Origin of the sequence: Pseudomonas sp. PS02303, assembly GCF_029959925.1 — a bacterium.
In the GTDB taxonomy this organism is placed as follows: domain Bacteria; phylum Pseudomonadota; class Gammaproteobacteria; order Pseudomonadales; family Pseudomonadaceae; genus Aquipseudomonas; species Aquipseudomonas mandelii.
Window position 1 is genome coordinate 33,858 of the sequence record NZ_JASCOM010000018.1, and the last position, 20,847, is coordinate 54,704.

Below are 20,847 nucleotides of genomic sequence, written 5' to 3' on the forward strand. Positions count from 1 at the left end.
CCTACTTCTTCTTGGCTTCTTTACGACGGACGACTTCGTCCGCGTAGCGCACACCTTTGCCTTTGTACGGCTCTGGTGGACGGAAGTCGCGGATCTCGGCGGCCACTTGACCTACCAGCTGCTTATCGATGCCCTTGATCAGGATATCGGTCTGGCTAGGAGTCTCAGCGGTGATGCCTTCCGGCAGTTCATAATCCACTGGGTGCGAGAAGCCAAGAGCCAGGTTCAGCACTGTGCCTTTTGCTTGCGCTTTGTAACCAACACCGACCAGCTGGAGCTTACGCTCGAAGCCTTGGCTTACGCCTTGGACCATGTTGTTTACCAACGCACGAGTGGTACCAGCCATTGCGCGAGTTTGTTGATCGCCATTGCGAGCAGCGAAACGCAGCTCACCAGCTTCTTCAACGATCTCAACGGACGAATGGATGTTCAGTTCGAGAGTGCCCTTGGCACCCTTCACCGAAAGCTGTTGGCCTGCGAATTTTACTTCGACACCGGCTGGCAGCTTAACGGGGTTCTTAGCGACGCGTGACATGCTTATCCCCCCTTAGAACACAGTGCAAAGAACTTCGCCGCCGACACCGGCAGCGCGCGCAGCACGATCCGTCATCACACCTTTGTTGGTGGAGACGATAGACACACCGAGACCGCCACGAACTTTTGGCAGATCATCGACGGACTTGTACTGACGCAGGCCTGGACGGCTAACGCGCTTCACTTCCTCGATGACCGGACGGCCTTCGAAGTACTTCAGCTCGATGGACAGCAGTGGCTTGATTTCGCTGCTGATCTGATAACCCGCAATGTAACCTTCGTCCTTCAGGACTTTGGCAACAGCTACCTTCAAAGTAGAAGATGGCATGCTTACGACGGACTTTTCAGCCATCTGGGCATTACGGATTCGAGTTAGCATGTCCGCTAACGGGTCCTGCATACTCATGGGCTAGACGCTCCTAATACAAAAAAATTAGCCTTGCGGCTACTACTTGTCGCCGAGCTCATCCATGCGGAAAAAGCACGGGCTCAGGCGAGCCGGGTATTCTAGACACACCCCACAAATGAATCAAGCCCCAAAAGGGGCTTGATTCAAGTTCAAGGTCACCGGTGGTCAGGATCTTGCGATCCCGAACACCGAGACTTTGATAGTGCTTACCAGCTGGCTTTAACCAGACCAGGTACGTCACCACGCATTGCAGCTTCACGCAGTTTGTTACGGCCGAGGCCGAACTTGCGGTAAACGCCGTGTGGACGACCGGTCAGGCGGCAGCGGTTACGCATGCGCGAGGCGCTTGCGTCACGTGGCTGCTTCTGCAGAGCTACTGTAGCTTCCCAACGTGCTTCTGGACTTGCGTTCAGATCAACGATGATAGCTTTCAGTGCTGCACGCTTTTTGGCGTACTTGGCAACCGTGAGCTGACGCTTCAGCTCGCGGTTTTTCATGCTCATCTTGGCCATTTTCCTACTCCAATCAGTTGCGGAACGGGAATTTGAAAGCACGCAACAGGGCGCGACCTTCATCATCGTTCTTGGCAGTGGTGGTCAGGGTAATGTCCAGACCGCGGAGAGCATCGATCTTGTCGTAGTCGATTTCCGGGAAGATGATCTGCTCTTTAACGCCCATGCTGTAGTTACCACGACCATCGAAGGACTTGGCATTCAGGCCGCGGAAGTCGCGAACCCGAGGCAGGGAGATCGACAGCAGACGATCCAGGAACTCGTACATACGCTCACGGCGCAGGGTCACTTTGACGCCGATCGGCCAACCTTCACGGACTTTAAAGCCAGCGATGGATTTCCGAGCGTAAGTCACAACGACTTTCTGACCGGTGATCTTTTCCAGGTCGGCAACAGCGTGCTCGATGACTTTTTTGTCACCGACAGCTTCGCCCAGACCCATGTTCAGGGTGATTTTGGTAACGCGTGGAACTTCCATCACGTTCGAAAGCTTAAGTTCTTCCTTAAGCTTCGGTGCGATTTCCTTCCAGTAAATCTCTTTTAGTCGTGCCATGGTCTTCTACCTAGCAGTGTTCAAGCATCAACCGCTTTTTGGGTCGACTTGAAGACACGAATTTTCTTGCCGTCTTCTACTTTGAAACCAACGCGGTCAGCCTTGTTGGTTTCGCCGTTGAAAATGGCGACGTTAGAAGCGTCCAGTGGAGCTTCTTTTTCGACGATACCGCCTTGTACGCCCGACATCGGGTTAGGCTTGGTATGACGCTTAACCAGGTTCAGACCACCAATAACCAGACGGTTATTAGCGAGAACCTTAAGCACCTTACCGCGCTTACCTTTGTCTTTGCCGGCGATCACGATGATCTCGTCGTCACGACGAATCTTTTGCATGTCGGATCTCCTTACAGCACTTCTGGGGCGAGCGAGACGATCTTCATGAACTTCTCAGTACGAAGTTCACGGGTCACTGGCCCAAAGATACGGGTGCCGATCGGCTCTTGCTTGTTGTTCAGAAGAACAGCAGCGTTGCCATCAAAGCGGATAATGGAGCCATCAGCACGGCGTACACCGTGACGAGTGCGGACTACAACAGCAGTCATCACTTGGCCTTTTTTCACTTTACCGCGAGGAATTGCTTCCTTGACGGTAACTTTGATGATGTCACCGATACCAGCGTAACGACGATGGGAGCCACCCAGCACCTTGATGCACATAACACGGCGAGCGCCGCTGTTATCGGCCACATCGAGCATGGATTGAGTCTGAATCATATAATTTCTCCGACCCCTAGTCCTTAGACTTCCACAGCGCGTTCGAGAACATCAACCAGCGCCCAAGACTTGGTCTTGGCCAAAGGACGAGTTTCACGAATAGTGACTTTGTCGCCGATGTGGCACTGATTGGTTTCGTCGTGCGCGTGCAGCTTAGTCGAACGCTTAACGTATTTACCGTAGATCGGGTGCTTAACGCGACGCTCGATCAGAACGGTGATGGTTTTGTCCATCTTGTCGCTGACAACACGGCCAGTCAGCGTACGGACAGTTTTTTCGGCTTCAGCCATGATTACTTACCTGCCTGCTGGTTGAGCACAGTCTTCACGCGAGCGATGTCACGCTTAACTTGCGAGAGCAGATGAGACTGCCCCAACTGGCCAGTTGCTTTCTGCATACGCAGATTGAACTGGTCGCGCAGCAAGCCGAGCAGTTGCTCGTTCAGCTGCTGTGCGGATTTTTCACGAAGTTCATTCGCTTTCATCACATCACCGTCCGTTTAACAAAGGCGGTGGCGAGCGGCAGCTTTGCAGCAGCCAGGGCAAAAGCCTCACGCGCCAGCTCTTCAGAAACACCCTCGATTTCATACAGGACTTTGCCTGGCTGAATCTGGGCAACCCAGTACTCCACACTACCCTTACCTTTACCCATCCGAACTTCGAGTGGCTTTTTGGAAATAGGCTTGTCCGGGAATACACGGATCCAGATCTTGCCGCCACGTTTAACGTGACGGGTCAGAGCACGACGCGCTGACTCGATCTGACGAGCGGTGAGACGACCACGAGCTACAGACTTCAGCGCGAACTCGCCGAAGCTGACTTTGCTACCGCGCTGAGCCAGACCACGGTTGTGGCCTGTCATCTGCTTGCGGAACTTCGTACGCTTTGGTTGCAACATTTGGCGTACCCCTTACTTAGCAGCTTTTTTACGAGGCGCTGGTGCTTGTGGTTTCAGTTCTTCTTGGCGACCACCAATTACTTCGCCTTTGAAGATCCAAACCTTTACACCGATCACACCGTAAGTGGTGTGAGCTTCGTAGTTGGCATAGTCGATGTCGGCACGCAGGGTGTGCAGTGGCACACGACCTTCGCGATACCATTCAGTACGTGCGATTTCAGCACCGCCGAGACGACCGCTCACTTGGATTTTGATGCCTTTGGCACCAATGCGCATGGCGTTTTGTACAGCGCGCTTCATAGCGCGACGGAACATTACGCGACGCTCCAGCTGCTGAGCTACGCTCTGCGCAACCAACATACCGTCGAGTTCCGGCTTGCGGATTTCTTCGATATTGATGTGCACAGGCACACCCATTTGTTTGGTCAGGTCCTGACGCAGTTTCTCAACATCTTCACCTTTCTTCCCGATAACGATACCTGGACGAGCGGTGTGGATGGTGATACGTGCAGTTTGAGCCGGACGATGGATATCGATACGGCTTACGGACGCGCTTTTTAGTTTGTCTTGGAGATACTCACGCACCTTCAGATCAGCGAACAAATAGTCCGCATAAGTCCGACCGTCTGCGTACCAGACGGAGGTGTGTTCCTTGACGATTCCCAGGCGAATGCCAATGGGATGTACTTTCTGACCCATCTCTTCGACTCCGTTACTTGTCAGCAACCTTGACAGTGATATGGCAAGACCGCTTGACGATGCGATCAGCACGGCCTTTGGCACGTGGCATGATTCGCTTCAGCGAACGCCCTTCGTTGACGAAAACGGTGCTGACCTTGAGGTCATCAACGTCTGCGCCTTCGTTATGCTCGGCGTTGGCTACGGCCGACTCCAGCACTTTCTTCATGATCTCGGCGGCTTTCTTACTGCTGAAAGCCAACAGGTTGAGCGCTTCGCCCACCTTCTTCCCGCGGATCTGGTCGGCGACCAAGCGGGCTTTCTGGGCGGAGATTCGAGCGCCCGACAACTTAGCGGCTACTTCCATCGTTCCTTACCCCTTAACGCTTGGCTTTCTTGTCTGCCACGTGCCCACGATATGTGCGGGTACCGGCAAACTCGCCTAGTTTGTGGCCGACCATGTCTTCGTTCACGAGAACTGGAACATGTTGACGACCGTTATGAACTGCAATGGTCAGACCGACCATTTGTGGCAGGATCATCGAACGACGCGACCAGGTTTTAACTGGTTTGCGATCGTTCTTTTCCGCCGCCACTTCGATCTTCTTCAGTAGGTGAAGATCAATAAAAGGACCTTTTTTCAGAGAACGTGGCACTGTCGTATCCCTCTATTTACTTGCGACGACGGACGATCATTTTGTCGGTACGCTTATTACCACGAGTCTTCGCGCCCTTAGTCGGGAAGCCCCATGGCGATACCGGATGACGACCACCAGAGGTACGACCTTCACCACCACCATGTGGGTGGTCAACCGGGTTCATGGCAACACCACGAACGGTTGGGCGAACGCCACGCCAGCGTTTGGCACCAGCTTTACCCAGCGAACGCAGGCTGTGCTCGGAGTTCGAGACTTCACCCAGGGTCGCACGGCATTCAGCCAGCACTTTACGCATCTCACCAGAACGCAGACGCAGGGTCACGTAGACACCTTCACGAGCGATCAGCTGAGCCGAAGCACCAGCGGAACGAGCGATTTGCGCGCCTTTACCTGGCTTCAATTCGATGCCGTGTACGGTGCTACCAACTGGAATGTTACGCAGTTGCAGAGCGTTGCCCGGCTTGATCGGCGCCAAAGCACCTGCGATCAGCTGGTCGCCAGCACTCACGCCTTTAGGGGCGATGATGTAGCGACGCTCGCCATCTGCGTACAGCAGCAGAGCGATGTGAGCAGTACGGTTTGGATCGTATTCGATACGCTCGACAGTGGCAGAGATGCCATCTTTGTCGTTGCGACGGAAATCGACCAGACGATAATGCTGCTTATGGCCACCACCGATGTGACGAGTGGTAATGCGACCATTGTTGTTACGACCACCAGTCTTCGATTTTTTCTCGAGCAGCGGTGCGTGAGGAGCGCCTTTATGCAGCTCCTGGTTGACCACCTTGACCACAAAACGGCGGCCAGGGGAAGTCGGTTTGCATTTAACGATTGCCATGATGCACCCCTTCCTTACTCAGCACTGCTGCTGAAATCGAGATCTTGGCCTGGCTGAAGGGAGATAACTGCCTTCTTCCAGTCATTACGCTTGCCCAGACCGCGAGCAGTGCGCTTGCTCTTACCCAGAACATTCAGGGTAGTAACACGCTCTACTTTCACGCTGAACAGGCTTTCGACGGCCTTCTTGATTTCCAGCTTGGTTGCGTCAGTTGCAACCTTGAAAACGAACTGGCCTTTCTTGTCAGCCAGAACCGTAGCCTTCTCGGAAACGTGCGGGCCAAGCAGAACTTTAAATACGCGTTCCTGGTTCATCCCAGCAGCTCCTCGAATTTCTTCACGGCCGACACGGTGATCAACACCTTGTCGTATGCGATCAGACTAACTGGATCGGAACCTTGCACGTCACGTACATCAACGTGTGGCAGGTTACGAGCAGCCAGGTACAGGTTCTGATCAACTACTTCAGACACGATCAAGACGTCAGTCAGGCCCATGCCGGTCAGTTTGTTCAGCAGATCTTTGGTCTTCGGTGCATCAACAGCGAAGTCCTGAACCACAACCAGACGATCAGTACGCACCAGCTCAGCAAGGATGGAACGCATTGCTGCGCGATACATCTTCTTGTTCAGCTTCTGGGTGTGATCCTGAGGACGAGCTGCGAAAGTGGTACCGCCGCCACGCCAGATTGGGCTACGGATAGTACCGGCACGAGCACGGCCAGTACCTTTCTGACGCCATGGGCGCTTACCGCCACCACGAACGTCGGAACGGGTCTTTTGCTGCTTGCTACCTTGACGGCCGCCGGCCATGTAGGCCACGACTGCTTGGTGAACCAGCGTCTCGTTGAATTCGCCGCCAAATGTCAGTTCGGAAACTTCGATCGCTTGAGCGTCATTTACATTTAATTGCATGTCAGCTTCCCCTTAACCGCGAGCCTTGGCTGCTGGACGTACAACCAAGTTGCCGCCAGTAGCGCCAGGAACAGCGCCCTTGACCAACAACAGATTGCGTTCAGCGTCCACGCGCACTACTTCGAGGGACTGCACGGTCACGCGCTCAGCGCCCATATGACCGGACATTTTTTTGCCCTTGAATACACGACCAGGAGTCTGGCACTGGCCGATAGAGCCTGGAACGCGGTGGGACACGGAGTTACCGTGGGTATTATCTTGCCCGCGGAAGTTCCAACGCTTGATCGTACCCTGGAAGCCCTTACCCTTGGACTGACCGGTTACATCAACCAGTTGACCAGCGGCGAAGATTTCAGCGTTGATCAGATCGCCGGCCTGGTACTCGCCTTCTTCAAGGCGGAATTCCATTACGGTACGACCAGCGGCAACGTTCGCTTTAGCGAAGTGGCCAGCTTGAGCAGCTGTAACACGCGAAGCACGACGCTCGCCTACAGTGACTTGCACTGCACGATAGCCATCGGTCTCTTCAGTTTTGAACTGGGTGACGCGATTCGGCTCGATCTCAATGACCGTGACCGGAATGGAGACACCTTCTTCGGTGAAAATACGGGTCATACCGCATTTACGACCGACTACACCAATAGTCATGTTGTAAACCTCATGAGTGTACGGGGCTTTCACCCGCTATGGCCGCCCATTTCAGAGCGTTACACGACTAAGACCGAGTCTTAGCCGAGGCTGATCTGTACTTCCACACCGGCCGCAAGATCAAGCTTCATAAGAGCATCAACGGTTTTATCCGTTGGCTGGACGATGTCCAGTACGCGCTTATGAGTACGGATCTCGTACTGGTCACGCGCGTCTTTGTTGACGTGCGGGGAGACCAGAACGGTGAACCGCTCTTTACGGGTAGGCAGTGGAATTGGACCACGCACTTGAGCACCAGTACGTTTCGCGGTTTCCACGATTTCCTGGGTGGATTGGTCGATCAGGCGATGGTCAAAAGCCTTCAACCTGATACGGATTTGCTGATTTTGCATTGGATTTCAGACTCCGGCTGCTATTCCCACCGAGCGCAATACGCCCGTTAAAAGGAGGCGCAATTCTATAGACGCCCCATATAGGTGTCAACCCAATAAAAAAGCCCCCGCTAAGCGGGGGCTTTTTCAATTCATCAAAGCCAACTCGAAAAGAGCTTACTCGATGATTTTGGCTACGACGCCAGCGCCGACGGTACGACCGCCTTCACGGATAGCGAAACGCAGACCGTCTTCCATTGCGATGGTCTTGATCAGGGTGACAACCATTTTGATGTTGTCGCCCGGCATTACCATTTCAACGCCTTCCGGCAGTTCGCAGTTACCAGTCACGTCAGTAGTACGGAAGTAGAACTGTGGACGGTAGCCTTTGAAGAACGGAGTGTGACGACCGCCTTCTTCTTTGCTCAGAACGTAGACTTCAGCTTCGAACTTGGTGTGCGGCTTGACCGAACCTGGCTTAACCAGAACCTGGCCACGCTCAACGTCGTCACGCTTGGTACCACGCAGCAGAACGCCGCAGTTCTCGCCAGCACGACCTTCGTCGAGCAGCTTACGGAACATTTCAACACCGGTACAGGTGGTGACGGTAGTGTCACGCAGACCAACGATTTCCAGTGGATCCTGAACCTTGACGATACCGCGCTCGATACGGCCAGTTACAACAGTACCGCGACCGGAGATCGAGAATACGTCTTCGATTGGCATCAGGAACGGCTTGTCGATAACGCGAACTGGATCTGGAATGTAGCTGTCCAGAGTCTCAACCAGCTTACGAACGGCAGTGGTGCCCATTTCGTTGTCGTCTTGGCCGTTCAGAGCCATCAGAGCCGAACCGATGATGATCGGAGTGTCGTCACCTGGGAAGTCGTAAGTGCTCAGCAGGTCGCGCACTTCCATCTCAACCAGTTCCAGCAGCTCAGCGTCGTCAACCATGTCAGCCTTGTTCAGGAAGACAACGATGTACGGAACGCCAACCTGACGGGACAGCAGGATGTGCTCACGGGTTTGTGGCATCGGACCATCAGCGGCCGAGCAAACCAGGATAGCGCCGTCCATCTGAGCAGCACCGGTGATCATGTTCTTCACGTAGTCAGCGTGACCTGGGCAGTCAACGTGAGCGTAGTGACGGATCAGCGAGTTGTATTCAACGTGCGCGGTGTTGATGGTGATACCACGAGCCTTTTCTTCCGGAGCGCTGTCGATTTTGTCGAAAGCAACAACGGCCGAACCGAAAACTTCGGAGCAGACGCGAGTCAGAGCAGCGGTCAGCGTGGTTTTACCGTGGTCGACGTGACCGATGGTGCCAACGTTGACGTGCGGGAGGGTACGGTCAAATTTTTCTTTAGCCACGACAATTAACTCCTAGCCTAAAGGGGCTGAATCAGCCTTGTTTTTTGGTAACGGTTTCGACGATGTGCGACGGAGCCGTATTGTATTTTTTGAATTCCATAGAGTAGCTTGCGCGACCTTGGGACATGGAACGGACGTCAGTTGCATAACCGAACATCTCGCCCAGCGGAACCTCAGCACGAATTACTTTGCCGGAGACCGTGTCTTCCATACCCAGGATCATGCCGCGACGACGGTTAAGGTCGCCCATCACGTCACCCATATAGTCTTCAGGTGTAACAACCTCTACCGCCATGATCGGCTCAAGCAACTCACCACCGCCCTTCTGGGCCAGTTGCTTGGTTGCCATGGAAGCAGCCACCTTAAACGCCATCTCGTTGGAGTCGACGTCGTGGTAAGAACCATCAAACACGGTAGCCTTCAGGCCGATTAGCGGATAGCCGGCCACAACGCCGTTCTTCATCTGCTCTTCGATACCCTTCTGGATAGCCGGGATGTATTCCTTAGGAACCACACCACCCACTACTTCGTTCAGGAATTGCAGACCTTCCTGACCTTCGTCAGCAGGAGCAAAACGAATCCAGCAGTGACCGAACTGGCCACGACCGCCGGACTGACGAACGAACTTGCCTTCAATTTCGCAGCTCTTCGTGATGCGCTCACGGTACGAAACTTGTGGCTTACCGATGTTGGCTTCGACGTTGAACTCACGGCGCATCCGGTCAACCAGGATGTCCAGGTGCAACTCGCCCATGCCGGAGATGATCGTTTGACCAGTCTCTTCATCAGTCTTGACGCGGAAAGATGGATCTTCCTGAGCGAGCTTGCCCAGAGCGATACCCATTTTTTCCTGGTCATCCTTGGTCTTAGGCTCTACGGCAACCGAAATAACCGGCTCCGGGAAGTCCATGCGAACCAGGATGATTGGCTTGTCAGCGTTGCACAAAGTCTCACCAGTGGTGACGTCCTTCATGCCGATCAAGGCCGCGATGTCACCAGCGCGTACTTCCTTGATTTCTTCACGGGCGTTTGCGTGCATTTGCACCATACGACCCACACGCTCTTTCTTGCCTTTAACCGAGTTGATCACGCCGTCGCCGGAGGCCAACACGCCCGAGTAAACTCGAACGAAGGTCAAGGTACCCACGAATGGGTCGGTAGCGATCTTGAACGCCAGAGCCGAGAACGGCTCGCTGTCGTCTGCGTGACGCTCCATTTCCTTGGTCTCGTCATCCGGGTCTGTACCCTTGATGGCAGGAATGTCGGAAGGAGCAGGCAGGTAGTCGATCACGGCGTCGAGAACCAGGGGAACACCCTTGTTCTTGAAGGAAGAACCGCAAACAGCCAGAACGATCTCACCAGCGATAGTACGCTGACGCAGAGCGGCCTTGATTTCCGCGTTGGTGAGTTCTTCACCTTCGAGGTACTTGTTCATCAGCTCTTCGCTGGCTTCAGCCGCAGCTTCAACCATATTGCCGCGCCATTCGTCAGCCAGTTCCTGCAGTTCTGCAGGGATAGGCTTGCGAACTGGAACCATGCCTTTGTCAGAATCATTCCAGTAAACAGCTTCCATAGCCATCAGGTCGATCTGACCCTGGAAGTTGTCTTCGGAACCGATAGCCAACTGGATTGGAACCGGGGTGTGACCCAGACGCTGCTTGATCTGACCGATCACGCGCAGGAAGTTCGCACCAGCACGGTCCATCTTGTTTACATAAACAAGACGTGGAACGCCGTACTTGTTGGCCTGACGCCATACGGTTTCCGACTGAGGCTCAACACCCGAGGTGCCGCAGAACACAACGACCGCGCCGTCGAGAACACGCAAGGAACGCTCAACTTCAATAGTGAAGTCAACGTGGCCCGGGGTGTCGATGACGTTGAAGCGATACTGGTCTTTGTGCTGCTTCTCGGAACCCTGCCAGAAGGCGGTAATAGCAGCAGAAGTAATGGTAATACCACGCTCCTGCTCCTGCACCATCCAGTCTGTGGTCGCGGCGCCGTCATGCACCTCGCCCATTTTGTGACTTTTGCCAGTGTAAAAAAGGACGCGCTCGGTGGTGGTGGTTTTACCAGCATCCACGTGAGCAACGATACCAATGTTACGGTAGCGATTAATCGGTGTAGTACGAGCCATAAAGCCCTCGCAAAATTAGTGACGCTAAAATTAGAAGCGGTAGTGCGAGAAAGCCTTGTTGGCTTCAGCCATACGGTGCACGTCTTCACGCTTCTTAACTGCAGCACCTTTGCCTTCAGCAGCGTCCAACAGTTCGCCAGCCAAACGCAGAGCCATAGACTTCTCGCCGCGCTTACGGGCGAAGTCTACCAACCAGCGCATTGCCAGAGCGTTACGACGGGACGGACGAACTTCGACCGGAACCTGGTAAGTGGCACCGCCTACACGGCGCGACTTTACTTCGACCAGCGGAGCGATGGCGTCGAGAGCTTTCTCGAAGATTTCCAGGGGATCGCTGTTCTTGCGTTCTTTAACCTTTTCCAGCGCGCCATAAACGATACGCTCGGCAACGGCTTTCTTGCCGCTTTCCATTACGTGGTTCATGAACTTGGCCAGGATCTGGCTGCCGTATTTTGGATCGTCAAGCACTTCGCGCTTGGCTGCTACGCGTCTTCTTGGCATGGATAAGCCCTCAAACGGTCTTCAGGTTCGCTCGGAATCGGTGCCCTTTCGGGACGCCTCCGACCTTACTCTTATCGACTCAGAAAAATAGAAAATCAGTTCTTACAAAAAGCCGCTACTACTTAGGCTTCTTGGTACCGTACTTCGAACGACCCTGGTTACGACCTTTAACGCCGGAAGTATCCAAAGAACCGCGTACGGTGTGGTAACGAACACCTGGCAAGTCTTTTACACGACCGCCGCGGATCAGTACCACGCTGTGCTCTTGCAGGTTGTGGCCTTCACCGCCGATGTACGAGGAAACCTCGAAACCGTTGGTCAGACGCACACGGCATACTTTACGCAGTGCCGAGTTAGGTTTTTTCGGCGTGGTGGTATACACACGGGTGCATACGCCACGACGTTGCGGGCAGTTCTGCAGCGCAGGCACGTCGGATTTCTCGACGATACGCTTACGCGGCTGACGTACCAGCTGGTTGATAGTTGCCATCTACTAGCTCCACTGTTGTCTTGCGACGCTATTGTCTTGCAAGAAAAGCAAAATGGCAGGAACGAATTCCCGCCAAATTTAGGGGTACAAGAGTCTAAAGAGGATCTTGTCCCCAGTCAAGGCAAGGCCCCGACCTCCCCGCTCATCCAACCTCGACAAATTGTCTCGATTCGATGAACGGAACGACCGGGGCCCCACACTCATTTACCGCAGAACTCAGTTACCGCTCGAGTTCAGTGCTTCGGTCAGTGCAGCTTCCACTTCACTGGCGCTAACGCGCAACGGTTTGTCAGCATCACGGCGGCGCTTGCGCTCGCTGTGATAAGCCAGACCGGTACCGGCCGGGATCAGACGACCCACGACTACGTTTTCTTTCAGGCCGCGCAGGTAATCGCGCTTGCCGGTTACCGCCGCTTCGGTCAGTACGCGAGTGGTTTCCTGGAAGGAAGCCGCCGAGATGAACGATTCGGTGGACAACGACGCCTTGGTGATACCCAGCAGCACGCGAGTGAACTTGGAAACGAATTTCTCGTCGCCAGCCAAACGCTCGTTCTCTACCAGAACGTGAGTCAATTCCATCTGGTCGCCCTTGATGAAACTGGAATCGCCGGATTCAGCGATTTCAACTTTACGCAGCATCTGACGCAGGATGGTCTCGATGTGCTTATCGTTGATCTTCACGCCTTGCAGACGATAAACGTCCTGGATCTCGTTCACGATGTACTTGGCCAGCGCACTCACACCCAGCAGACGCAGGATGTCGTGTGGATCGCTTGGGCCGTCGGAGATAACTTCGCCGCGGTTTACCTGTTCGCCTTCGAAGACGTTCAGGTGACGCCACTTCGGAATCAGCTCTTCATACGGATCGCTACCGTCGTTCGGGGTAATGACCAGACGGCGCTTGCCTTTGGTCTCTTTACCGAACGCGATGGTGCCGCTGACTTCAGCCAGAATCGAGGCTTCTTTCGGACGACGGGCTTCGAACAAGTCGGCAACACGCGGCAGACCACCGGTGATGTCACGGGTTTTCGAAGTCTCTTGCGGAATACGAGCGATAACATCACCGATCGCGATTTTCGCGCCGTCCGCTACACCGACCAGGGCGTTAGCAGGCAGGAAGTACTGAGCAATTACGTCGGTACCCGGCAGCAAGAGATCCTTGCCGTTGTCATCAACCATCTTCACAGCAGGACGGATATCTTTACCGGCAGCTGGACGGTCTTTGGCGTCGAGTACTTCAATATTGGTCATACCGGTCAATTCGTCAGTCTGACGCTTGATCGTGATGCCTTCTTCCATGCCCACGTAGGTCACGGTACCTTTCATTTCGGTAACGATTGGGTGAGTGTGCGGATCCCACTTGGCCACGATTGCGCCAGCGTCGACCTTGTCACCTTCTTTAACCGAAATCACAGCACCGTACGGCAGCTTGTAACGCTCGCGCTCACGACCGAAGTCATCAGCGATCGCCAGCTCACCGGAACGGGACACAGCAACCAGGCAACCATCCACTCGCTCAACGTGTTTCAGGTTATGCAGACGGACGGTACCGCCATTTTTCACCTGAACGCTATCAGCTGCGGAGGTCCGGCTTGCCGCACCACCGATGTGGAACGTACGCATGGTCAGCTGGGTACCCGGCTCACCGATGGACTGGGCAGCGATAACGCCGACCGCTTCACCGATGTTCACCTGGTGACCACGAGCCAAGTCACGGCCGTAGCACTTGGCGCAAATGCCATAGCGGGTTTCGCAGCTGATCGGCGAACGCACGATCACTTCGTCGATGCTGTTCAGCTCGATGAACTCGACCCACTTCTCGTCTACCAGCGTGCCGGCAGGAACGATGATTTCTTCGGTACCTGGCTTGAACACGTCACGAGCAATGACACGACCCAATACGCGCTCACCCAACGGCTCGACAACGTCACCGCCTTCAATGTGCGGAGTCATTACCAGGCCATGTTCGGTGCCGCAATCAATCTCGGTCACAACCAGATCCTGCGCCACGTCTACCAGACGACGAGTCAGGTAACCGGAGTTCGCAGTTTTCAACGCGGTATCCGCCAAACCTTTACGAGCACCGTGAGTGGAGATGAAGTACTGAAGTACGCTCAAACCTTCACGGAAGTTCGCAGTAATCGGCGTTTCGATGATGGAACCGTCCGGCTTGGCCATCAGGCCACGCATACCGGCGAGCTGACGGATCTGCGCAGCAGAACCCCGTGCGCCCGAGTCGGCCATCATGTACATCGAGTTGAAGGACTCTTGGTCGACTTCGACGCCATGACGGTCGATGACTTTCTCTTTCGAGAGGTTGGCCATCATCGCCTTGGAAACTTCGTCGTTCGCCTTGGACCAAAGGTCGATCACTTTGTTGTACTTCTCGCCCTGGGTTACCAGGCCGGAGGCGTACTGACTTTCGATCTCTTTCACTTCGTCGGTAGCAGCACCGATGATGCGGGCTTTTTCATCCGGGATAACGAAGTCGTTAACACCGATGGAAACGCCGGAGATGGTCGAATAAGCAAAACCGGTGTACATCAACTGGTCAGCGAAGATCACGGTCTCTTTCAAACCAACCACGCGGTAGCACTGGTTGATCAGCTTGGAGATCGCCTTTTTCTTCATCGGCTGGTTGACGACGTCGTATGACAGGCCAGGTGGAACAACCTGGAACAACAGCGCACGGCCGACAGTGGTGTCGACGATACGGGTGTTCTTGACGCTGCCACCATCACGATCGTTGACGGTTTCGTTGATCCGCACTTTGACCTTGGCGTGCAGTGCGGCTTCGCCGGCACGGAACACACGGTCAACTTCTTGCAGATCCGCGAACACACGACCTTCGCCTTTGGCGTTGATCGCTTCACGAGTCATGTAGTACAGACCCAATACAACGTCCTGCGACGGAACGATGATTGGCTCACCGTTGGCTGGCGACAGAATGTTGTTGGTCGACATCATCAACGCACGCGCTTCCAACTGGGCTTCCAGTGTCAGCGGTACGTGCACGGCCATTTGGTCGCCGTCGAAGTCGGCGTTGTACGCAGCACAGACCAGAGGGTGCAGCTGGATAGCCTTACCTTCGATCAGTACCGGTTCAAACGCCTGGATACCCAGACGGTGAAGGGTCGGTGCACGGTTGAGGAGAACCGGGTGTTCACGGATCACTTCAGCGAGAACGTCCCAAACCTCTGGCAGCTCGCGCTCGACCATCTTCTTGGCAGCTTTGATGGTGGTAGCGAGACCACGCATTTCCAGCTTGCCGAAGATGAACGGCTTGAACAGCTCGAGGGCCATTTTCTTCGGCAGACCGCACTGGTGCAGACGCAGGGTCGGACCTACGGTAATTACCGAACGACCGGAGTAGTCAACACGCTTACCGAGCAAGTTCTGACGGAAACGACCTTGCTTACCCTTGATCATGTCAGCCAGGGATTTCAGAGGACGCTTGTTCGAACCGGTGATAGCGCGGCCACGACGACCGTTGTCGAGCAGTGCATCGACAGCTTCCTGCAACATACGCTTTTCGTTGCGCACGATGATGTCCGGAGCGGACAGATCGAGCAGACGCTTCAAGCGGTTGTTACGGTTGATTACTCGACGATACAGATCGTTGAGGTCGGAAGTCGCGAAGCGACCGCCATCCAGCGGGACCAGTGGACGCAGATCTGGCGGCAGAACCGGCAGAACGGTCAGCACCATCCATTCTGGAAGGTTGCCGGAACCCTGGAAGGCTTCCATCAACTTCAGACGCTTGGACAGCTTTTTGATTTTGGTTTCGGAGTTGGTTTGCGGAATTTCTTCGCGCAGACGGCCAATCTCGTGTTCCAGGTCGATAGCGTGCAGCAGTTCACGGACAGCTTCGGCACCCATACGGGCATCGAAATCGTCGCCGAACTCTTCCAGCGCTTCGAAGTACTGCTCGTCGTTGAGCAGCTGACCTTTTTCAAGGGTGGTCATGCCTGGATCGATAACGACATAGCTCTCGAAATAGAGAACGCGTTCGATATCACGCAGGGTCATGTCCATCAGCAAGCCGATACGCGACGGCAGCGATTTCAAGAACCAGATGTGGGCAACTGGCGAGGCCAGTTCGATGTGCGCCATGCGCTCACGACGAACTTTAGCCAGCGCGACTTCAACGCCGCACTTCTCGCAGATCACGCCACGGTGCTTCAAGCGCTTGTACTTACCGCACAGGCACTCGTAATCCTTTACCGGGCCAAAGATCTTGGCGCAGAACAGGCCGTCACGTTCAGGTTTGAACGTACGGTAGTTGATGGTTTCCGGCTTTTTAACTTCACCGAACGACCACGAACGGATCATCTCAGGCGATGCCAATCCAATACGGATGGCGTCGAACTCTTCGACTTGACCCTGGTTTTTCAGCAAATTCAGTAGGTCTTTCAAGGCCTTTCCTCCTGGCGGAGCAGAGAGCGGGCAATCCTGCCCCGCTCTCGATTCGCGTCACGTGTTATTCGGTTTCCAGATCGATATCGATGCCGAGGGAACGAATTTCCTTGATCAACACGTTGAAAGACTCGGGCATGCCCGGCTCCATACGGTGATCGCCATCCACGATGTTTTTGTACATCTTGGTACGGCCGTTCACATCGTCCGACTTCACTGTGAGCATTTCTTGCAGAGTGTAAGCAGCACCGTATGCTTCCAGTGCCCAGACCTCCATCTCCCCGAAACGCTGACCACCGAACTGCGCCTTACCACCCAGCGGCTGCTGGGTAACCAGGCTGTACGAACCGGTAGAACGAGCGTGCATCTTGTCGTCTACCAAGTGGTTCAGCTTCAGCATGTACATGTAGCCAACAGTAACCGGGCGCTCGAACTTGTTGCCGGTACGGCCGTCGGTCAGCTGCATCTGGCCGCTCTCTGGCAGGTCTGCCAGTTTCAGCATGGCCTTGATTTCGCTTTCCTTGGCGCCGTCGAACACTGGAGTGGCCATTGGAACGCCGCCACGCAGGTTCTTCGCCAGATCCAGGATTTCCTGGTCCGAGAAGCTATCCAGATCTTCGTTACGACCGCCGATCTGGTTGTAGATCTCGTCGAGGAATTTACGAAGCTCAGCGACTTTGCGCTGCTCTTCGATCATCCGGTTGATCTTCTCGCCCAGACCTTTGGCCGCGAGGCCCAGGTGGGTTTCAAGGATCTGACCAACGTTCATACGCGAAGGTACGCCCAACGGGTTGAGGACGACGTCGACCGGAGTACCATTGGCATCGTGCGGCATGTCTTCAACCGGCATGATCACGGAGACCACACCCTTGTTACCGTGACGACCGGCCATCTTGTCGCCCGGCTGGATGCGGCGACGGATTGCCAGGTAAACCTTGACGATTTTCAGCACGCCTGGAGCCAGGTCATCGCCCTGCTGCAGTTTGCGCTTCTTGTCTTCGAACTTGTCGTCCAGCAGACGGCGGCGATCAACGATGTAGGCCTGAGCCTTCTCAAGCTGCTCGTTCAGAGCATCTTCAGCCATGCGCAGTTTGAACCACTGACCATGCTCAAGACCGTCGAGAACTTCGTCGGTGATGTCCTGACCTTTCTTCAGGCCGGCGCCGCCTTCGGCTTTGTGGCCGACCAGAGCGGAACGCAGACGTTCGAAAGTGGCGCCTTCAACGATACGGAACTCTTCGTTCAGGTCCTTGCGGATCTCGTCGAGTTGAGTCTTCTCGATCGACAGTGCACGAGCATCACGCTCAACGCCGTCGCGGGTGAAGACCTGTACGTCGATGACGGTACCCTTGGTGCCGGTAGGCACGCGCAGGGAGGTGTCTTTAACGTCGCTGGCTTTTTCACCGAAGATGGCACGCAGCAGTTTTTCTTCCGGAGTCAGCTGGGTCTCGCCTTTCGGAGTGACCTTACCAACCAGGATGTCGCCTGCGCCTACTTCAGCACCTACGTAAACGATACCGGCTTCGTCCAGCTTGTTCAGTGCAGCTTCACCCACGTTCGGGATGTCTGCAGTGATTTCCTCTGGCCCAAGCTTGGTGTCACGCGCCACACAGGTCAGTTCCTGAATGTGGATCGTGGTGAAGCGATCTTCCTGAACCACACGCTCGGACAGGCAGATGGAGTCTTCGAAGTTGAAGCCGTTCCATGCCATGAACGCGATGCGCATGTTCTGACCCAGAGCCAGCTCACCCATATCGGTGGACGGACCGTCGGCCATGATGTCGCTACGCTGAACCCGATCACCTTTACGCACCAGCGGACGCTGGTTGATGCAGGTGTTCTGGTTGGAGCGGGTGTACTTGGTCAGGTTGTAGATGTCGACACCAGCTTCGCCGGTTTCAACTTCGTCATCAGCAACTCGAACCACGATACGGCTGGCGTCGACGGAATCGATAACGCCACCACGACGAGCCACGACGCAAACGCCGGAGTCACGGGCTACGTTACGCTCCATGCCGGTACCGACCAGCGGCTTGTCAGCGCGCAGAGTTGGTACAGCTTGACGCTGCATGTTCGAACCCATCAACGCACGGTTGGCGTCGTCGTGCTCGAGGAACGGGATCAGCGACGCAGCAACCGAAACTACCTGCTTCGGCGATACGTCCATCAAGGTGACGTCTTCCGGCGCCTTGACGGTGAATTCGTTCAAGTGACGAACAGCTACCAGCTCGTCGATCAGGACTTTCTTGTCGTTCATCGTGGCCGAAGCCTGAGCGATCACGTGATCAGCTTCTTCGATGGCGGACAGGAACACGATCTCGTCGGTGACCAGAGCGTCTTTCACCACACGGTACGGGCTCTCGAGGAAGCCGTACTGGTTGGTGCGCGCATAGGCAGCCAGGGAGTTGATCAGACCGATGTTCGGACCTTCCGGCGTTTCAATCGGGCATACACGACCATAGTGAGTCGGGTGTACGTCACGAACTTCAAAGCCAGCACGCTCACGAGTCAAACCGCCAGGGCCGAGTGCAGACACACGACGCTTGTGGGTGATCTCGGACAGCGGGTTGTTCTGGTCCATGAACTGGGAAAGCTGGCTGGAACCGAAGAACTCTTTCACCGCCGCAGCCACTGGCTTGGCGTTGATCAGGTCTTGCGGCATCAGGCCTTCGCTTTCAGCCATCGACAGACGCTCTTTGACCGCACGCTCAACACGTACCAGGCCAACGCGGAACTGGTTCTCGGCCATTTCGCCTACGCAGCGAACACGACGGTTACCCAGGTGGTCGATGTCATCGACGATGCCTTTACCGTTACGGATGTCGACCAGAGTCTTCAGTACCGCGACGATGTCTTCTTTGCACAACACGCCCGAACCTTCGATCTCGGTACGACCGATACGACGGTTGAACTTCATCCGGCCGACCGCAGACAGGTCATAGCGCTCAGGGCTGAAGAACAGGTTGTTGAACAGAGTCTCGGCAGCGTCTTTGGTTGGCGGCTCGCCTGGACGCATCATGCGATAGATCTCGACCAGCGCTTCCAATTGGTTGCTGGTGGAGTCGATCTTCAGGGTGTCGGAAACGAACGGACCGCAGTCGATATCGTTGGTGTACAGAGTTTCGATGCGAACAACCTGGGCCTTGGCAATTTTTGCCAGGATCTCGGTGTTCAGCTCGGTGTTGCACTCTGCCAGGATTTCGCCGGTTGCCGGATGCACGATGGCCTTGGCGGTAGTGCGACCCAGAACGTAGTCCAGAGGCACTTCCAGGGTCTTGAGACCGGCTTTTTCGATCTGGTTGATGTGGCGCGCAGTAATACGGCGACCAGCCTCAACGATGACCTTGCCCTTCTCATCCTGAATATCAAGAACAGCGATTTCACCACGTAGACGCGAAGCAATCAGTTCCAGACTGAGGGTTTCGCCGCTCAGGTGGAAAACGTTGGTGGTGTAGAACGCGTCGAGCACTTCTTCAGTGGTATAGCCGAGCGCGCGCAGCAGTACCGATGCAGGCAGCTTGCGACGACGGTCGATACGCACGAACACGCAGTCTTTCGGGTCGAACTCGAAGTCCAGCCACGAACCGCGGTAAGGAATGATGCGCGCGGAGTACAGCAGTTTGCCGGAGCTGTGCGTCTTGCCACGGTCGTGGTCGAAGAACACGCCCGGGGAACGGTGCAGCTGGGAAACGATTACACGCTCGGTACCGTTGATTACGAAGGTACCGTTCTCAGTCATCAGGGGGATTTCACCCATGTAGACTTCTTGCTCTTTAATGTCCTTGATCGCTTTGTTCGACGATTCTTTGTCGAAAATGATCAGGCGCACTTTTACCCGCAAAGGTACGGCGTAAGTCACACCGCGCAATACGCATTCTTTGACATCAAATGCCGGTTCGCCCAGGCGATAACCGACGTACTCCAGCGCAGCATTGCCGGAGTAGCTGATGATCGGGAAAACGGATTTGAAGGCCGCATGCAGGCCCACGTCGCGGAACTGATCTTTAGTCGCTCCCGCTTGCAAGAATTCACGATACGAATCCAGCTGGATGGCCAGGAGGTACGGCACATCCATGACGTCCGGCAACTTGCTAAAGTCCTTGCGGATACGTTTTTTCTCAGTATATGAGTAAGCCATCAGCGTTCCCCAGCTTGGTCACCTGCTTGTTTGGCCCCTCCCGACGGGAGCAGCCAGAAAATCGTGC

At 55.0% G+C, this 20,847-nt stretch carries 23 protein-coding genes; all 23 read right to left on the reverse strand.

The features are described 5' to 3' along the window. Window position 1: 1 nt before the first annotated feature. Complete coding sequence (rplF, locus tag QMX98_RS07450; RefSeq protein WP_003176412.1) at window positions 2–535, reverse strand: 50S ribosomal protein L6; 534 nt, start codon at window positions 533–535, stop codon at window positions 2–4. Window positions 536–547: 12 nt separating this feature from the next. Then, window positions 548–940, reverse strand: coding sequence for a 30S ribosomal protein S8 (gene rpsH, locus QMX98_RS07455; RefSeq protein ID WP_003186040.1), 393 nt, complete (start codon window positions 938–940; stop codon window positions 548–550). Between the two features lie 209 nt (window positions 941–1,149). Next, window positions 1,150–1,455 carry a 30S ribosomal protein S14 gene (gene rpsN / locus QMX98_RS07460; protein ID WP_003176414.1) on the reverse strand — a complete coding sequence of 102 codons (306 nt, stop codon included), beginning with the start codon at window positions 1,453–1,455 and terminating at the stop codon, window positions 1,150–1,152. 13 nt (window positions 1,456–1,468) lie between these two features. After that, the gene (gene rplE, locus QMX98_RS07465; RefSeq protein ID WP_003176415.1) at window positions 1,469–2,008 is read right to left on the reverse strand and encodes a 50S ribosomal protein L5; all 540 of its coding nucleotides are present in this window, start codon (window positions 2,006–2,008) and stop codon (window positions 1,469–1,471) included. 20 nt (window positions 2,009–2,028) lie between these two features. After that, a complete protein-coding gene (gene rplX, locus QMX98_RS07470) occupies window positions 2,029–2,343 on the reverse strand; it encodes a 50S ribosomal protein L24 (protein WP_003176416.1) in 315 nt (104 codons plus the stop codon). An 11-nt stretch (window positions 2,344–2,354) separates the two neighbouring features. Beyond that, window positions 2,355–2,723: a 50S ribosomal protein L14 gene (gene rplN / locus QMX98_RS07475; protein WP_002555479.1), complete on the reverse strand. Its 369-nt coding sequence runs from the start codon at window positions 2,721–2,723 to the stop codon at window positions 2,355–2,357. Window positions 2,724–2,746: 23 nt separating this feature from the next. Continuing rightward, window positions 2,747–3,013 carry a 30S ribosomal protein S17 gene (rpsQ, locus tag QMX98_RS07480; RefSeq protein ID WP_003176419.1) on the reverse strand — a complete coding sequence of 89 codons (267 nt, stop codon included), beginning with the start codon at window positions 3,011–3,013 and terminating at the stop codon, window positions 2,747–2,749. A gap of 2 nt (window positions 3,014–3,015) precedes the next feature. Next, on the reverse strand, window positions 3,016–3,207 hold the full coding sequence (gene rpmC, locus QMX98_RS07485; RefSeq protein ID WP_002555481.1) for a 50S ribosomal protein L29: 192 nt from the start codon (window positions 3,205–3,207) through the stop codon (window positions 3,016–3,018). Next, entirely contained in the window at window positions 3,207–3,620 is a 414-nt protein-coding gene (rplP, locus tag QMX98_RS07490; protein WP_007896757.1) for a 50S ribosomal protein L16, read from the reverse strand. Before rplP ends, rpmC begins: the two co-directional genes overlap by 1 nt. 12 nt (window positions 3,621–3,632) lie before the next feature. Further along, a complete protein-coding gene (gene rpsC, locus QMX98_RS07495; protein WP_003176422.1) occupies window positions 3,633–4,319 on the reverse strand; it encodes a 30S ribosomal protein S3 in 687 nt (228 codons plus the stop codon). A gap of 13 nt (window positions 4,320–4,332) precedes the next feature. Next, window positions 4,333–4,665 (reverse strand): 50S ribosomal protein L22, encoded by a 333-nt coding sequence (gene rplV, locus QMX98_RS07500; protein WP_003103908.1) that lies wholly within the window; start codon window positions 4,663–4,665, stop codon window positions 4,333–4,335. Window positions 4,666–4,678: 13 nt separating this feature from the next. Beyond that, window positions 4,679–4,954, reverse strand: coding sequence for a 30S ribosomal protein S19 (rpsS, locus tag QMX98_RS07505; RefSeq protein WP_002555486.1), 276 nt, complete (start codon window positions 4,952–4,954; stop codon window positions 4,679–4,681). Window positions 4,955–4,970: 16 nt separating this feature from the next. Further along, the gene (gene rplB, locus QMX98_RS07510; RefSeq protein ID WP_003176423.1) at window positions 4,971–5,795 is read right to left on the reverse strand and encodes a 50S ribosomal protein L2; all 825 of its coding nucleotides are present in this window, start codon (window positions 5,793–5,795) and stop codon (window positions 4,971–4,973) included. Between the two features lie 14 nt (window positions 5,796–5,809). Further along, window positions 5,810–6,109, reverse strand: a complete 300-nt coding sequence (rplW, locus tag QMX98_RS07515) for a 50S ribosomal protein L23 (RefSeq protein ID WP_002555488.1) — start codon at window positions 6,107–6,109, stop codon at window positions 5,810–5,812. Continuing rightward, window positions 6,106–6,708, reverse strand: a complete 603-nt coding sequence (gene rplD, locus QMX98_RS07520) for a 50S ribosomal protein L4 (RefSeq protein WP_007896707.1) — start codon at window positions 6,706–6,708, stop codon at window positions 6,106–6,108. Before rplD ends, rplW begins: the two co-directional genes overlap by 4 nt. Window positions 6,709–6,720: 12 nt before the next feature. After that, complete coding sequence (gene rplC, locus QMX98_RS07525) at window positions 6,721–7,356, reverse strand: 50S ribosomal protein L3 (protein WP_003186059.1); 636 nt, start codon at window positions 7,354–7,356, stop codon at window positions 6,721–6,723. A gap of 80 nt (window positions 7,357–7,436) precedes the next feature. Then, entirely contained in the window at window positions 7,437–7,748 is a 312-nt protein-coding gene (gene rpsJ / locus QMX98_RS07530) for a 30S ribosomal protein S10 (protein WP_003186070.1), read from the reverse strand. 156 nt (window positions 7,749–7,904) lie between these two features. Continuing rightward, window positions 7,905–9,098: an elongation factor Tu gene (gene tuf, locus QMX98_RS07535; protein WP_007896660.1), complete on the reverse strand. Its 1,194-nt coding sequence runs from the start codon at window positions 9,096–9,098 to the stop codon at window positions 7,905–7,907. 31 nt (window positions 9,099–9,129) lie between these two features. After that, window positions 9,130–11,235, reverse strand: a complete 2,106-nt coding sequence (fusA, locus tag QMX98_RS07540; protein ID WP_010467261.1) for an elongation factor G — start codon at window positions 11,233–11,235, stop codon at window positions 9,130–9,132. A gap of 30 nt (window positions 11,236–11,265) precedes the next feature. After that, on the reverse strand, window positions 11,266–11,736 hold the full coding sequence (gene rpsG, locus QMX98_RS07545) for a 30S ribosomal protein S7 (protein WP_002555493.1): 471 nt from the start codon (window positions 11,734–11,736) through the stop codon (window positions 11,266–11,268). Window positions 11,737–11,854: 118 nt separating this feature from the next. Further along, window positions 11,855–12,226 (reverse strand): 30S ribosomal protein S12, encoded by a 372-nt coding sequence (rpsL, locus tag QMX98_RS07550; protein WP_002555494.1) that lies wholly within the window; start codon window positions 12,224–12,226, stop codon window positions 11,855–11,857. A 216-nt stretch (window positions 12,227–12,442) separates the two neighbouring features. Then, complete coding sequence (gene rpoC / locus QMX98_RS07555) at window positions 12,443–16,642, reverse strand: DNA-directed RNA polymerase subunit beta' (protein ID WP_007896632.1); 4,200 nt, start codon at window positions 16,640–16,642, stop codon at window positions 12,443–12,445. A gap of 64 nt (window positions 16,643–16,706) precedes the next feature. Continuing rightward, a complete protein-coding gene (gene rpoB, locus QMX98_RS07560; RefSeq protein WP_010467260.1) occupies window positions 16,707–20,780 on the reverse strand; it encodes a DNA-directed RNA polymerase subunit beta in 4,074 nt (1,357 codons plus the stop codon). Between the last annotated feature and the right edge of the window lie 67 nt (window positions 20,781–20,847).

What these genes read in the sequence shown, in the direction of transcription:
- rpsL (WP_002555494.1), bottom strand. Translation starts at nt 12,226, where the DNA reads ATGGCAACTATCAACCAGCTGGTACGTCAGCCGCGTAAGCGTATCGTC.
- rpsG (WP_002555493.1), bottom strand. Translation starts at nt 11,736, where the DNA reads ATGCCAAGAAGACGCGTAGCAGCCAAGCGCGAAGTGCTTGACGATCCA.
- rplW (WP_002555488.1), bottom strand. Translation starts at nt 6,109, where the DNA reads ATGAACCAGGAACGCGTATTTAAAGTTCTGCTTGGCCCGCACGTTTCC.
- rpsJ (WP_003186070.1), bottom strand. Translation starts at nt 7,748, where the DNA reads ATGCAAAATCAGCAAATCCGTATCAGGTTGAAGGCTTTTGACCATCGC.
- rplC (WP_003186059.1), bottom strand. Translation starts at nt 7,356, where the DNA reads ATGACTATTGGTGTAGTCGGTCGTAAATGCGGTATGACCCGTATTTTC.
- rpsQ (WP_003176419.1), bottom strand. Translation starts at nt 3,013, where the DNA reads ATGGCTGAAGCCGAAAAAACTGTCCGTACGCTGACTGGCCGTGTTGTC.
- rplV (WP_003103908.1), bottom strand. Translation starts at nt 4,665, where the DNA reads ATGGAAGTAGCCGCTAAGTTGTCGGGCGCTCGAATCTCCGCCCAGAAA.
- rplB (WP_003176423.1), bottom strand. Translation starts at nt 5,795, where the DNA reads ATGGCAATCGTTAAATGCAAACCGACTTCCCCTGGCCGCCGTTTTGTG.
- rplN (WP_002555479.1), bottom strand. Translation starts at nt 2,723, where the DNA reads ATGATTCAGACTCAATCCATGCTCGATGTGGCCGATAACAGCGGCGCT.
- rpmC (WP_002555481.1), bottom strand. Translation starts at nt 3,207, where the DNA reads ATGAAAGCGAATGAACTTCGTGAAAAATCCGCACAGCAGCTGAACGAG.
- rplF (WP_003176412.1), bottom strand. Translation starts at nt 535, where the DNA reads ATGTCACGCGTCGCTAAGAACCCCGTTAAGCTGCCAGCCGGTGTCGAA.
- rplX (WP_003176416.1), bottom strand. Translation starts at nt 2,343, where the DNA reads ATGCAAAAGATTCGTCGTGACGACGAGATCATCGTGATCGCCGGCAAA.
- rpsC (WP_003176422.1), bottom strand. Translation starts at nt 4,319, where the DNA reads ATGGGTCAGAAAGTACATCCCATTGGCATTCGCCTGGGAATCGTCAAG.
- rplE (WP_003176415.1), bottom strand. Translation starts at nt 2,008, where the DNA reads ATGGCACGACTAAAAGAGATTTACTGGAAGGAAATCGCACCGAAGCTT.
- rplD (WP_007896707.1), bottom strand. Translation starts at nt 6,708, where the DNA reads ATGCAATTAAATGTAAATGACGCTCAAGCGATCGAAGTTTCCGAACTG.
- rpsN (WP_003176414.1), bottom strand. Translation starts at nt 1,455, where the DNA reads ATGGCCAAGATGAGCATGAAAAACCGCGAGCTGAAGCGTCAGCTCACG.
- rpsH (WP_003186040.1), bottom strand. Translation starts at nt 940, where the DNA reads ATGAGTATGCAGGACCCGTTAGCGGACATGCTAACTCGAATCCGTAAT.
- fusA (WP_010467261.1), bottom strand. Translation starts at nt 11,235, where the DNA reads ATGGCTCGTACTACACCGATTAATCGCTACCGTAACATTGGTATCGTT.
- rpoB (WP_010467260.1), bottom strand. Translation starts at nt 20,780, where the DNA reads ATGGCTTACTCATATACTGAGAAAAAACGTATCCGCAAGGACTTTAGC.
- rplP (WP_007896757.1), bottom strand. Translation starts at nt 3,620, where the DNA reads ATGTTGCAACCAAAGCGTACGAAGTTCCGCAAGCAGATGACAGGCCAC.